Below are 12662 nucleotides of genomic sequence, written 5' to 3' on the forward strand. Positions count from 1 at the left end.
GGAAGCTAAGACTCTCAGCGCCGATGGTACTGCAAGGGGGACCTTGTGGGAGAGTAGGACACCGCCGGACATACTTTGAGAAATGGCCACCCAGCAATGGGTGGCCATTTCGCTTTAACATCACCACAACACCACACTGAGTACGACAGAGATCCCTAGGGGGCCATCGTGAGCGAATCCGACGACGAGCAGCGGAACACCGGCGACCGTCGACCCCCGCGGAAGGACACCGGCTCACGCCCCTTCACCGGCCGCCGCGACAGCAGCTCGGGCCCTGACCGCCCCTCTCGCTCATCCTCGAACTCCGATCGTCCCTCCCGTGACGGCGCTCGTCCCCCTCGGGATGGCGACCGTCCCTTCCGGGCCTCCGACCGTCCGTCCCGTGACGGCGATCGTCCGCAGCGCAGCGGTGACCGTCCCTCGTGCAACTCGGACCGCCCCTCGCGTGGTGGTGACCGTCCCTCCTACAACTCGGATCGCCCCGCCCGTGGTGGTGACCGTCCGTCGTACAACTCGGATCGCCCCGCTCGTGGTGGTGACCGTCCCCAGCGTGACGGCGATCGCCCGCGCTGGAATTCCGACCGCCCGTCGTCGGGTGACCGTCCGCAGCGCAGCGGTGAACGTCCGTCGTACAACTCGGACCGCCCTGCACGTGGTGGTGACCGCCCGTCGTACAACTCGGATCGCCCCGCTCGTGGTAACGACCGTCCCCAGCGGGACGGCGATCGCCCGCGCTGGAACTCCGACCGCCCGTCGTCGGGTGACCGTCCGCAGCGCAGTGGTGACCGTCCGTCGTACAACTCGGATCGCCCCGCTCGTGGTGGCGACCGTCCGTCGTACAACTCGGATCGGCCTGCACGTGGTGGTGACCGTCCCCAGCGGGACGGCGATCGCCCGCGCTGGAACTCCGACCGTCCGTCGTCGGGTGACCGTCCGCAGCGCAGCGGTGACCGTCCGTCGTACAACTCGGATCGGCCCGCCCGTGGCGGTGACCGTCCCTCGTACAACTCGGATCGCCCTGCTCGTAGCGGTGACCGTCCGTCGTACAATTCGGATCGCCCGGCCCGTGGTGGTGACCGCCCGTCGTACAACTCGGACCGGCCGGCCCGGGATGGTGACCGGCCTGCTCGCGGTGGCGACCGGCCCTACAACTCGGATCGTCCCGCCCGTGGTGGAGATCGGCCTTCCTACGGGTCGGACCGTCCGGCGCGCGGTGGAGATCGTCCGTCCTACAACTCCGACCGTTCGGATCGTGGCGGGGATCGCCCCGCCCGCGGCGGTGACCGACCGTCCTACAACTCGGATCGGCCCTCGCGCGGTGGGGACCGCCCGTCGTACGGGTCGGACCGACCGCGTGGTGGGGACCGTCCGGACCGGGGCGGCGATCGACCGCGCCGCGATGGGGGGCGCCCCGGTGGCGACGGAGAGCGTCGGCTCTGGACCCGCGACGGGAAGCCGGCGCGTGGTGACGCGGGCGCATCCCGGTTCGAACGCCCGGAGCCGACCGAGGAAGAGCGCCTGGCCAAAGAGCTGCGCATGGTGCGCACCCGCCACGACGACCCCGAGATCCCGTTCGACGTGACTCCGCGCGACCTGGACAAGGTCGCCCGCAACGAGCTCAAGACGCTGAACAAGGAGAACGCCGACGAGGTCGCCCGCCACCTGGCGATGGCCGCCCGCCTTATCGACGAGGACCCCGAGCTCGCGCATCAGCACGCGATCTCCGCGGGTCGTCGCGCCGGGCGGATCGCCGTCGTGCGCGAGACCCTCGCCATCACGGCGTACAGCACCGGTGACTACGCCCTGGCGCTTCGCGAGCTGCGGACGTATCGGCGCATCTCCGGATCCAACGAGCAGCTCGCGCTGATGATCGACAGCGAACGCGGCATGGGCCGCCCCGAGCGCGGACTCGACGAAGGCCGAGCGGTCGAACGCTCGTCGCTGTCGGTGCCGGCGCAGGTCGCCGTGGCGATCGCGATGTCGGGCGCCCGACTCGACCTCGGTCAGACGGACGCGGCGCTCGGTGAGCTCGAGATCCCGCAGCTGAAGCCGGACGTAGCGTACTCGTACAGCCCCGCCCTCTTCGACGCCTATGCCGAGGTGCTGACGGAGCTCGGTCGTGACGAGGACGCCGCCACCTGGCGCCGTCGCGCCGAGGTCGCGGCCGCAGCACTCCACGGTGACGGCGAGGACGACACCATCGAAGTCGTCGAGGACTTCGACGCCCCCGACGACGACGCGGACGCCTTCGACTCGGCCGCCTTCGATTCGGCCGATGCCGATGCCGATGCCGATGCCGATGCCGATGCCGATGCCGATGCCGGTGCGGATGCCGACGCTGATGTCGATGCCGACGACAGCTCGGCCGATCTCGACGCCGATGCCACCGGTTTCGACGATGAGACTCGGGACGCCGATGGCGCCCTCGACGCGGATGAGCCCGAGGCTGACCTCGACGACCGCGTCCGTCACGCCGACATCGACGACGCGCACAGCAGCATCGCAAGTGTCCCTGATGCTACGGACGAGGTGGATGAGGCGGGCGCAGCGTCCGAGGCCGACGCCGCACCCGCGGACGCGGTGGCTGAGGAGGCTCCCGTCGAGGCGGGATCCTACGTGGACGCGGAGGTGCCCACCGAATCCGACGACGTTCCCACGGACGTCGAGGCTGATGTCGCGTCCGTCGAGGCAGGATCCTACGTGGATGCGGAAGCGCCCACCGACGCAGAGGCCCCCGCGTCGATCACGGCGCCCACGAAGCGGACGACCCCGACGAGGGCGAAGGCCCCGGCGAAAGTTCCGGTGAAGGCCCCGGCCGAAGCGGAGGCACCGGCGAAAGCGAAGACCCCGGCTGTCGGGAAGGCTCCGGCCAAGGCGAAGGCGCAGGCTCCGTCGAAGGCGAAGGCCCCTGTCGAGGCGGAGGCCCCTGTCGAGGTGAAGGCCCGGGTCGTGGCTGAGGCCCCGGTGGAGGCGGAGGCCCCTGTCGAGGTGAAGGCCCCTGTTGAGACGGAGGCCCCGGTCGAGGCGAAGGTGCCGGTGAAGGCGAAGGCGCCGGTGAAGGCTCCGGTGAAAGCGAAGGCCCCGGCGAAGACCCCGGCTGTGGCGAAGGGGAAGGCGCCCGTTGAGACGGAGGCCCCGGTCGAGGGGGAGCCGGCCGTCGATGCGGGAGCCACGGACGAAGGCGCGGCGCAGGCAGAGGTCGCGGAGCCTGCGAAGAAGGCCGCGTCCCGAACTCGCGCCAAGGTCGCGGGTACTGCCGACGTCGCAACGGACGAGGCGTCTGCTCCGACCGAGGCCGCGCCCACCGCCAAGGCGAAAGCCCCTGCCAAAGCGAAGGCGCCCCTGAAGGCGAAAGCGCCCGCCAAGGCGAAGGCGACGGCCGCCGTGGCGGCGTCGGCGGATGAGTCCGCAGGCGCGACGGATGTCGAGGACGTGGTTCCGGCGACGAAGGCGGCTGCGAAGGCTGCGCCCGTCGCGGGCGAGGCTGCTCCGGCCAAGAAGGCGTCCGCTCGGGCGAAGGCTGCGACGGTTGCGGGCGAGGCTGCTCCGGCCGAGAAGGTGTCCGCTCGGGCGAAGGCTGTCGTTTCGTCCGAGTCCGCCGCCCCCACGGAGGACGCGGCTGCCCCGGCAGCGGCGGCCGAGGCCGACGCTCCGGCGAAGAAGACGCGGGTGAAGAAGGCGCCGGCTGCTGCTGCGCCGACCGGGGACGCAGCTGTGGCTCCGAAGAAGGCGGCGGCGAAGAAGGCCCCGGCTGCGGCTGCGCCGGATGGCGATGCGGGGGTCGCTGCCGAGAAGGCAACCGTGAAGAAGGCGCCGGTGAAGAAGGCGGCGGCGAAGAGGGCGCCTGCCACGGCTGCGGCGGGCGAGAGCGGCGGCGCGGGCGACGGCGGCGCGGGCAGCGTGGGCGGGGAGGGTGGCCGTGGGGCTGTTCGGTAAGGCGAAGGGGGAGGTCGTGCATCCGCTCGACGGGGTCGATGCCGTGCTGGCCGACCTCGACGGGGTCGTGTATCAGGGGGCCGGCGCCATTCCGCACGCGGTGGACGCGCTGAACCGGGTGGCCGCCGAGGGGCTGCGCGTGGGGTACATCACGAACAACGCCTCGCGCACCGATGCGCAGGTCGCCGGGCACCTGAGCGAGTTCGGGCTGGCCGTCGCGGCCGAGGACGTCGTGACGTCGCCGCAGGCCGCCATGCGCGTCATGCGCACGCTGATCGCGCCCGGGTCGACCGTGCTGGTCGTGGGCGGGGACGGGCTGACCTCCGAGGTCGAGAAGGCCGGGTTCGTCGTGACGCGCTCGGCCGAGGATGCTCCGGCCGCCGTCGTGCAGGGGTTCGCGCCCGAGGTGGGGTGGACCCAGCTGGCCGAGGCGGCGTTCGCGCTGCACGACCCGGCGGTGCAGTGGGTCGCCACGAACACCGACTGGACGATCCCGGTGGCTCGAGGTATCGCACCCGGCAACGGAACGCTCGTGTCGGCCGTGCACACCGCCGTCGGGCGGCTGCCCGTAGTGGCCGGCAAGCCCGAGACGACGATCTTCGAGGTGGCGGCCGAGCGGTTCTCGGCGCAGAACGCGGCGTTCATCGGCGATCGGCTCGACACCGACACGATGGGGGCGAAGCGGGCGGGACTGCGGGGGATCCACGTGCTGACCGGCATCGATCGCGCGAAGCAGCTGCTGGCGGCGCCGAAGGATTCGCGGCCCGACTTCATCCTCGACGATCTGCGGCAGCTGTTCGAGCCGTATCCGGTGGCGCGTGCCTCGCGCGACGGCGTCGAGACCACGGTGGGGTCGAGCGTCGTGACGATGAAGGGGCACGTCGTGCGGGTCGAGAGGGCCGGCGACCGGCCGGTCGATCTGCTGCGGGCCGGATGCGCGGCGATCTGGGGCTCGGGCAAGTCCATCCACGTGCTCGACGTCGATCCGGCGCTGTACAGCTGAGCTGACGCCGGGCCCCTGGCGCCTGACGCCTGACGACCGGTGCCCGGTGCGCTACCCGATGCCCGACGGGTGCGGTGGCGGGGCCGGTCGCGGCACGGTGGCAGGAAAGCGGGGGCGCGTGGCCGTCCGGCGGTGGAGCGGTGTCGGTGGGCGGCTCTACGCTCGGGGCATGGCGATCGTTCCTGACACCAAGAACTGGACGTGGGTGCTCGAGCGCGAGTGCCCCGACTGCGGCTTCGACTCCTCGGCGACGGCGGCGGGCGAGGTGCCGCGGCTTCTGCGCGAGAACGCGGCGGCCTGGCCCGCCGTGCTCGAGCGCGACGACGTGCGGGAGCGGCCCGACGAGGGCACCTGGTCGGCGCTGGAGTACGCGGCGCACGTGCGGGACGTGTTCCGCGTCTTCGACGGGCGGCTGGCGCTGATGCTCGAGCAGGACGAGCCCGATTTCGCGAACTGGGATCAGGACGCGACGGCGATCGAGGAGCGGTACGCCGAGCAGGACCCAGCGGTGGTCTCGCGGGAGCTCACCGAAGCCGCCGAGACCATGGCGCGGGCGCTCGAGGCGGTTCCCGACGACGCGTGGGGGCGGCGGGGGCTCCGCAGCGACGGGTCGGCGTTCACGGTGGAGACGCTGGCGCAGTACTTCATCCACGACCCGGTGCATCACCTGCATGACGTGCGGGGCTGACCCGCCGAGCTGCGCGAGCCGAGCCGACACACGCCGACCCAAGCCGAGCCGGGGCGGGTCCGGAGTGCCGTCAGGCCTCGGGGTCGCCGATGCGCTCGAGGGCGTCGACGATGAGCGCCCAGAAGCGCTCGTGGTCGAGGTCGACCGCGACCTGGGTGGTGCAGTCCTCCGGCGCGGGGGAACGGAAGTCGGCGACGGTCATGCCGAGCGTCAGCGTGCCCGAGAGCTCGACGTCGAGCGGCACGCGGCGGGCCGTCATCACGTCGGGGTCGATCACCCGCGCCACAGCGCAGGGGTCGTGCACGGGCGGGTGCAGGAAGCCCTGCGCCTCGAGGTAGGTTCCGGCGAAGAACTCGAGCAGCTCCTCCACGAAGCGCCCCGGCGCCGTGTCGATGGCCCGGATGCGCTCCCGCACCTCGGGCGTCGCCAGCGCCTGGTGGGTCAGATCGAGGCCGACCATGGTGAGCGGCCACGACTCGTTGAAGACGATGTGCGCGGCCTCCGGGTCGATGATGATGTTGAACTCGCTCGTCGCGCTCCAGTTGCCCACGTGGTAGCCGCCGCCCATCAGCACGACCTCCTTCACGCGCGGGACGATGCGCGGCTCCTTGCGCGCGGCCATCGCGATGTTGGTGAGGCCGCCGGTCGGCACGAGGGTGACGGTGCCGGGCTCCTCGGCCATGATCGTGTCGATGATCAGGTCGACGGCGTGACGCTCGTCGAGCTCGATCAGGGGCGCGGGCAGCACGGGCCCGTCGAGCCCCGACTCGCCGTGGATGTCGGGGGCGACCTCGACCGTGCGCACGAGCGGGCGGGCGCAGCCGGCGGCGAAGGGTACGCCGGTGATACCCGCGACCCGCGCTACCGACAGGGCGTTGCGGGTGACCTTCTCGAGGGTCTGGTTGCCGACCACCGTCGTGACGGCGAGCAGCTCGATCTCGGGGCTGCCGTGCGCGAGGAGGAGCGCGATGGCGTCGTCGTGACCGGGGTCGCAGTCGAGGATGATCTTCTTCGGCACGGGGTCTCCTCGGGGATGGGTCGGGACGAGCATCCTGAGCATATATGAAATGCGCGTTCATCTGTGCAATACTCGCGCCATGACTGACACCGACCTTGCTGCGCGCGGAGCTGCGCGCGTCGACTGGATCCGTTCACGGATGCCGCTACTCGCCCAGGCCCGGGAGGACCTCGCCGCGACCCGGCCGTTCGCCGGCCACCGCATCGGCATGTCGCTGCACATCGAGCCGAAGACGGCCGTGCTGCTCGAGACGCTCGCCGCGGGTGGTGCCGAGATCGTGGGGACGGGCAATCACGGCTCGACGCAGGACGACGTGGTCGCCTTCCTGCAGACACTCGGCATGACGCTGTTCGGGCGGCGCGACGACACCCTCGAGGAGCACCACGCCAACGTGCTGCGCGTGCTCGATGCCGAGCCCGACATGCTGCTCGACAACGGCGGCGACCTGGCGGCGGGAGTCGTCGCCCGCGGTACCGCGGAGAGCCCGATCGGTGGCACCGAGGAGACCACCTCGGGCGGCGACCGGCTGCGAGGCGAGCTCTCGGGGGCGGTGCCGTTCCCGATGATCGTGATCAACGACAGCCTGCTCAAGGCGATCGGCGAGAACAAGCACGCGGTGGGGCAGTCGGTGGTCGAGAGCTTCATGCGCATCACCAACCTGATGGTGCCCGGGCGGCGGTTCGTCGTGTTCGGCTACGGCTGGTGCGGCCGCGGGGTGGCGCACTACCTGCGGGCGCTCGGCGGCAAGGTGGCCGTGGTCGAGATCGACGAGCTCAAGGCGTTCGAGGCGGCGCTCGACGGGTTCCGGGTGTCGGACGGGCCGTCGCTCGCGCCCTGGGGAGACGTGTTCATCACCGCCACCGGTCACGCCGGCGTGCTGCCGGTCGAGGTCATCGAGCAGATGCAGGACGGGGCGGTGCTGGCGAACTGCGGGCACTTCCCGTGGGAGATCGACGTCGCCGGGCTGCGCGCGGCCGCGGTCGGCAGCCGCGAGATCATCGACGCGGTCGAGCGCATCGACCTGCCGAACGGCCGGCACGTCGTGCTGCTGGCGGGCGGGCGGATGTTCAACCTCGCCGGCCGCGAGCCGAAGGGCAACTCGCTCGAGTCGATGGACCTCGGCTTCCTGCTGCAGACCCTCTCGCTCGAGCGGGTGGCGACGGATGCGGCGGGGCTCGTCGCCGGGGCGCAGCCGGTTCCCGACGACATCGATCGCACGATCGCCCGGCGGATGCTCGCCGCCCTGCACGCGGGGGAGTGACGTGAGCGCGTCCACCGACGGGGTCGAACCCGGTGGGAAGGGGCCCGAGTACGCCGTGCCGGCGTTGGACAAGGCGCTCGACATCCTCGAGGTGCTGGCCGGGCGGCTCGAGGGGATGAGCCAGGTCGAGATCGCGGCGGCGGTGGAGCGGTCGCCGAGTCAGATCTTCCGGGTGCTGACGACGCTCGAGCGGCGGGGGTATCTCTTCCGGGAGCGGCAGACCGGGCTGTACTCGCTGTCGCTGCGGCTGTTCGACCTGGCGCACCGGCAGGAGCCGCTGCGGGCGCTGACCGCGGCCGCGCTGGCCCCGATGCGGCGGCTGGCCGACGAGACGGGGCAGTCGTGCAACCTGAGCGTGCTCGACGTGGACCGGGTGCGGGTGGTGGCGCAGGCGGAGTCGCCGGCGGACTTCGGCTTCCGGGTGCGGGTCGGGGCGACGTTCTCGGTGGAGGAGACGGCGACCGGGGCGGTGCTGCGGGCGTTCGGAGGCCGGGCGGCGGAGGGCGACGGAGGCGTGGCGGCGGGTATCCGGGAGCGCGGTTTCCTCGAGCGGGCGGATGCGGTGCGGGGGTCGATCACGGACGTGGTGTTCCCGGTGCTGGGCGCGTCGGGCGGGGCGGTGGCGGCGCTGACGGTGCCCTATGTGGCGACGAGCTACAGTGCCGTGCCCGCCGAGCAGGTGCGGGAGGCCGCCGCTCGGGCCGCCGCGGAGATCTCGGCGGGCCTCGGCGTCTGAGCCGTGAGAGCAATCAGGCGCCGTGGTGCGGGGGTCAGCGGCACTCGGCCGCGGTGGCGATCTGCTCGTCGGTGGGGCGGCCGTAGGCCTCGATGCCCGAGCCGGGGAGGTCGAAGCCCAGGCTGATCGACCACGCGGTGGCCCAGGTCTCGTGCTCCGAGCCGAAGACGGGGCCGGTGAACAGCGGCTCGCAGACGTCGCGGATGACCTGGGTGTGTCCGACCTCGTGCGCCACCAGCGCGCGGGCGTTCTCGTCGCCGTCGGCCCAGGCCTCCTCGACGGTGTAGTTCAGGCTGATGATCGACCAGCCGCCGTCACTGTCGTAGGTCTCGGCGGTGCCCGAGAGCCAGTTCTCGCCGAGCCCGTTCACCTCGGGTGCCCAGACGAAGTCGAGCACGACGCCGGCGCTGAGCGAGCGGGCGTACTCCTCGATCTCGCGGCGGGTGGCGAAGGCGGGGTCGCTCGCCTCCATGGTCTCGACCGCCTGCGAGTCGCGGAGCGCCTGCTGGGCGGTCTGGAACGAGGTGAGGAACGCGCCGTCGCGGTAGTCGGCCTGGCCCGGGTCGGCGGCGGTGTCGATGAGGTACGAGAGGTCGACCTGCGACTTGCGGCTCGCCAGCGGGCTCGCGTCGATCTCGGCTTGCGCGCGGGTGGCGAGGGAGGAGAAGTAGCCGGCCTCGGCGTCGACGACGGCTTTCTCGGCGTCGTCGGTCGCCTCGGCGGTCGCCAGGAGGAAGGTGGCGACGGTGTCGGCCCGGTGGGCATCCGCTTCGAGCTGCTCGGCCTCGCTCATCAGCTCCCAGGGGAGGGTGAAGGCCGGGGCCGGATCGGCGGCGGCCTGCTCGTCGGTCTCGGCCGGCACGGGGGTCGCGGCGGCCTCGCCGGCCTCGAACAGCGCCAGGTCGAGCGCGCCGAGCGCGGTGCGCAGGGACTCGGCCGAGGGGTCGGTGTCGGCGGCGAAGGGGCCGGAGCCGATGACCCCGCGCACGCGGTCGGCCTCGGCCTGCGAGCTGCGGGTGCGGGCGGTGAGGGCTCCGTGGGCCTCGACGGCGCCGCTCTCGCGATCGGCGAGGAGCGAGACGGCGTCGGCGCGGCGCTGGTCGGCGACGACGGTCCAGCCGTAGAAGCCGCCGAGGAGGAGGGCGACGACGCCGACGAGCGCCGCGACGATGCCGACGACCCGCAGGGCCCGGCGGCGGCGCGGCGCGGGCGGCTGGGCGGGGAAGGGCGGGAGGCCGAAGCCGCCGTCGTGCGCGATGACCGGGGCGCCGCCGGGGCCGCCGACCGGGGCGCCGTCGGGGGCGGGATCGACGCGCTCGCCGTAGCGGGGCTCAGGGATCATGGCGCGGGTCTTCCGTGTCGGCAAGCGGTGCCGTGACGTCACCCGGCGACCAGAGCATAGCCCGTGGTCGACGCTCGTCGGGTAACGATTCGGGCCGGTCGGCCAGGGCGCGGAACCCTAAGCTGGGGACATGAGCACCCCAGCGGAGGAATACCTCGTTCCCGGTTCGACCATCAGCTTCAACTCGCTTCCCAAGGTGTCGTTGCACGATCACCTCGACGGCGGTCTGCGGCCCGCCACGATCGTGGAGCTCGCGAAGCGGATCGGCCTCGAGCTGCCCGCGACCGACCCGGTGGAGCTCGGCGACTGGTTCGAGGACAGCGCCGACTCGGGTTCGCTGCCGGCCTACCTCGCGACCTTCGACATCACCATCGCCGTGATGCAGAGCCGCGAAAACCTGGTGCGCGTCGCCCGCGAGTACGTCACCGACCTGGCGGACGACGGCGTGATCTACGGCGAGGTGCGCTGGGCGCCCGAGCAGCACCTCACCGGCGGCCTCAGCCTCGACGAGGTCGTGGAGGCGGTGCAGGAGGGCATCGAGATCGGCACCGACGACGTGCGGGCGAGCGGCCGCAGCATCCGCGTCGGTCAGCTCGTGACCGCGATGCGGCACGCCGACCGCTCGCTCGAGATCGCCGAGCTGGCCGTGCGGCACCGCGAGAACGGGGTCGTCGGGTTCGACATCGCGGGGGCGGAGGCCGGGTATCCGGCGAGCAAGCACCTCGCCGCGTTCGACTATCTCGCGAAGAACTACTTCCCCACCACGGTTCACGCCGGTGAAGGGGACGGGCTGGAGAGCATCCGGGGCGCCCTGTTCGACGGGCGAGCGCTGCGGCTCGGCCACGGCGTGCGGATCGCCGAGGACATCGAGAACGAGCGGCAGGACGACGAGGCCACCTACGTCTCGCTCGGGCTGCTCGCCCAGTGGGTGAAGGACCGGGAGATCACGCTCGAGCTCTCGCCGTCGTCGAACCTGCAGACCGGGGCCGTGGCGGCGTGGGGCGACGAACTCGTCGACCACCCGTTCGACCTGCTGTACCAGCTCGGCTTCCAGGTGACGGTGAACACCGACAACCGGCTGATGAGCAACACCTCGATCAGCCGCGAACTGGCCCTGTTGACGGATGCGTTCGACTACGAGCTGGCGGACCACGAGGTGTTCCAGCTGAACGCGGCGGCGGCGACGTTCCTGCCGGTGGAGGACCGCGAGGATCTCGCGGACGCGATCTCGGACGGATTCGAGGCGCTCCAGGCGCGCTCGCGCTGATGCCGCCGGCGGTGACGGTGACGGCGGCGGTCGCGGGGGTGCTGCGGTCGCGCCGTCAGGCGGTCGCCGCGGCGGCGCCGGCCGCGTAGGCCGGCAGCTGCTGCAGCGCCCAGCTGTTGCCGTCTGGATCGTCGAAGTACACGAACAGGCCCCAGCCCTCGTCGACCACCTCCGAGCAGGTGACCCCGTTCTCGACGAGGTGGGCGCGGGCCTCGGCGGCATCCGGCACCACGATCTGAACGCCCTTCTGCGTACCGGGCACCATCTCGCCGATGCCCGTGCCGAAGGCGATCGAGCAGGCCGAGCCGGGCGGGGTCAGCTGCACGAAGCGGATCTCGGGCGTCGGCGACTGGTCGTGGTCGGCGTGGAAGCCGAGCTGGTCGACGTAGAACGCCTTGGCGCGGTCGACGTCGGTGACGGGGATGAAGACGAGCTCGATCTTCCAGTTGTCGATCATGGCCGCGATTCTGCTCGGGTGGCGCGACGGCGTCAAGGGCACCGTCAGGCGACGGTCGGGCCGGTCGCAGGGAACTCCCCGGTTGGGGTCGCGCCGGGCTGAGAGAATGAGCCTGCGATGACGTACCAGATGCCCCCGCTCGATCAGTTGCCGGATGCGGCGATCGCCCTCCGCCGACCCGCCGGCGACTGGCAGTCCGCCGTGCTGCGCGCCGCCGAGGCGCTCACGGCGAGCGGCGCGGCCGACCCCTCCTACGGGGAGCGGATGATCGCGATGATCCAGGAGTACGGGCCGTACATCGTGATCGCGCCGGGCCTCGCCATGGCGCACGCGCGGCCGGGGCCCGACGTGCACGCGCCCGGGCTCGTCATCGTCACGCTCGACGAGCCGGTGAGCTTCGGCCACGCCTACAACGACCCGGTGTCGGTGGTGATCGGCATCGCCGCGACCGAGGCCGACCAGCACGTCGCCTCGGTGGCGGCGCTGGCCAACATCTTCAACGACGAGACCGTCATCCCGGCGCTCGCCGCGGCCTCCGACACCGACGAGGTGCGCCGGCTGCTCGCGGCGGCGTCGCACCCTGACCTAGGCTGAGGCCGTGAAGATCGTCGCCCTCTGCGGCGCGGGAATCGGCACCTCCGAGATCCTGCGCGTGAACGCCGTCCGAGCGCTCGCGCGCCTCGACATCGAGGCCGACGTGTCGGCGTCCGACGTGGCAGGGGTGGGGGCGGCGGCCGCCGATGCGCAGGTCATCCTGACGTCGCCCGAGCTGGTGTCGGCGATCGGCCGCACCAACGCCGACGTCGTGGTGATCGAGAACTACTTCGACCTCGACGAGATCACGGCGAAGCTCGAGATCGCGGTCGGCTGACGGCGGCTCGCCGCTTCCGGGTGGGTGGGTACGGATGCGCGGCGGGGGTGTTGCGCCGGGCAGCGTCGGGCGGGTGACGGATG

At 72.0% G+C, this 12662-nt stretch carries 11 protein-coding genes; 8 read left to right on the forward strand and 3 right to left on the reverse strand.

All coding sequences use genetic code 11. The features are described 5' to 3' along the window. Positions 1-168: 168 nt before the first annotated feature. The 3 genes from HQQ85_RS21195 (at position 169) to HQQ85_RS18260 (ending at position 5627) form a co-directional block, all read left to right on the forward strand. Entirely contained in the window at positions 169-3936 is a 3768-nt protein-coding gene (locus HQQ85_RS21195; protein WP_254069582.1) for a hypothetical protein, read from the forward strand. Further along, the gene (locus HQQ85_RS18255; RefSeq protein ID WP_371741958.1) at positions 3920-4939 is read left to right on the forward strand and encodes an HAD-IIA family hydrolase; all 1020 of its coding nucleotides are present in this window, start codon (positions 3920-3922) and stop codon (positions 4937-4939) included. The genes HQQ85_RS21195 and HQQ85_RS18255 overlap by 17 nt, the downstream gene beginning before the upstream one ends. 169 nt (positions 4940-5108) lie before the next feature. Further along, positions 5109-5627 carry a DinB family protein gene (locus tag HQQ85_RS18260; protein WP_173183989.1) on the forward strand — a complete coding sequence of 173 codons (519 nt, stop codon included), beginning with the start codon at positions 5109-5111 and terminating at the stop codon, positions 5625-5627. Positions 5628-5697: 70 nt separating this feature from the next. Here the strand turns inward: HQQ85_RS18260 and HQQ85_RS18265 are convergent, their stop codons facing one another. Further along, positions 5698-6678, reverse strand: coding sequence for a nucleoside hydrolase (locus HQQ85_RS18265; protein WP_173183990.1), 981 nt, complete (start codon positions 6676-6678; stop codon positions 5698-5700). Between the two features lie 46 nt (positions 6679-6724). Between HQQ85_RS18265 and HQQ85_RS18270 the strand changes: the two genes are divergently transcribed. Beyond that, complete coding sequence (locus HQQ85_RS18270) at positions 6725-7906, forward strand: adenosylhomocysteinase (protein WP_173183991.1); 1182 nt, start codon at positions 6725-6727, stop codon at positions 7904-7906. A gap of 1 nt (position 7907) precedes the next feature. Then, on the forward strand, positions 7908-8642 hold the full coding sequence (locus tag HQQ85_RS18275; RefSeq protein WP_371741959.1) for an IclR family transcriptional regulator: 735 nt from the start codon (positions 7908-7910) through the stop codon (positions 8640-8642). Positions 8643-8676: 34 nt separating this feature from the next. On the opposite strand, the gene HQQ85_RS18280 is transcribed toward HQQ85_RS18275, so the two are convergent. After that, positions 8677-9984, reverse strand: a complete 1308-nt coding sequence (locus HQQ85_RS18280) for a hypothetical protein (protein ID WP_173183993.1) — start codon at positions 9982-9984, stop codon at positions 8677-8679. 130 nt (positions 9985-10114) lie between these two features. Here HQQ85_RS18280 and HQQ85_RS18285 point away from each other — a divergent pair, with 130 nt between their 5' ends. Continuing rightward, positions 10115-11251, forward strand: a complete 1137-nt coding sequence (locus tag HQQ85_RS18285) for an adenosine deaminase (RefSeq protein ID WP_173183994.1) — start codon at positions 10115-10117, stop codon at positions 11249-11251. A 55-nt stretch (positions 11252-11306) separates the two neighbouring features. Here the strand turns inward: HQQ85_RS18285 and HQQ85_RS18290 are convergent, their stop codons facing one another. Further along, positions 11307-11708, reverse strand: coding sequence for a VOC family protein (locus tag HQQ85_RS18290; protein WP_173183995.1), 402 nt, complete (start codon positions 11706-11708; stop codon positions 11307-11309). Positions 11709-11825: 117 nt separating this feature from the next. Between HQQ85_RS18290 and HQQ85_RS18295 the strand changes: the two genes are divergently transcribed. After that, positions 11826-12302, forward strand: a complete 477-nt coding sequence (locus HQQ85_RS18295) for a PTS sugar transporter subunit IIA (RefSeq protein ID WP_254069583.1) — start codon at positions 11826-11828, stop codon at positions 12300-12302. A 4-nt stretch (positions 12303-12306) separates the two neighbouring features. Continuing rightward, positions 12307-12579 carry a PTS sugar transporter subunit IIB gene (locus HQQ85_RS18300; RefSeq protein ID WP_173183996.1) on the forward strand — a complete coding sequence of 91 codons (273 nt, stop codon included), beginning with the start codon at positions 12307-12309 and terminating at the stop codon, positions 12577-12579. The last annotated feature ends 83 nt before the right edge of the window (positions 12580-12662 follow it).

The organism is Herbiconiux sp. VKM Ac-2851, assembly GCF_013205105.1.
GTDB classification, from domain to species: domain Bacteria; phylum Actinomycetota; class Actinomycetes; order Actinomycetales; family Microbacteriaceae; genus Herbiconiux; species Herbiconiux flava.

Coding starts and splice junctions, on each gene's coding strand:
- HQQ85_RS18270 (WP_173183991.1), top strand. CDS start 6,725: ATGACTGACACCGACCTTGCTGCGCGCGGAGCTGCGCGCGTCGACTGG.
- HQQ85_RS18265 (WP_173183990.1), bottom strand. CDS start 6,678: ATGCTCGTCCCGACCCATCCCCGAGGAGACCCCGTGCCGAAGAAGATC.
- HQQ85_RS18260 (WP_173183989.1), top strand. CDS start 5,109: ATGGCGATCGTTCCTGACACCAAGAACTGGACGTGGGTGCTCGAGCGC.
- HQQ85_RS18295 (WP_254069583.1), top strand. CDS start 11,826: ATGACGTACCAGATGCCCCCGCTCGATCAGTTGCCGGATGCGGCGATC.
- HQQ85_RS18285 (WP_173183994.1), top strand. CDS start 10,115: ATGAGCACCCCAGCGGAGGAATACCTCGTTCCCGGTTCGACCATCAGC.
- HQQ85_RS18280 (WP_173183993.1), bottom strand. CDS start 9,984: ATGATCCCTGAGCCCCGCTACGGCGAGCGCGTCGATCCCGCCCCCGAC.
- HQQ85_RS18290 (WP_173183995.1), bottom strand. CDS start 11,708: ATGATCGACAACTGGAAGATCGAGCTCGTCTTCATCCCCGTCACCGAC.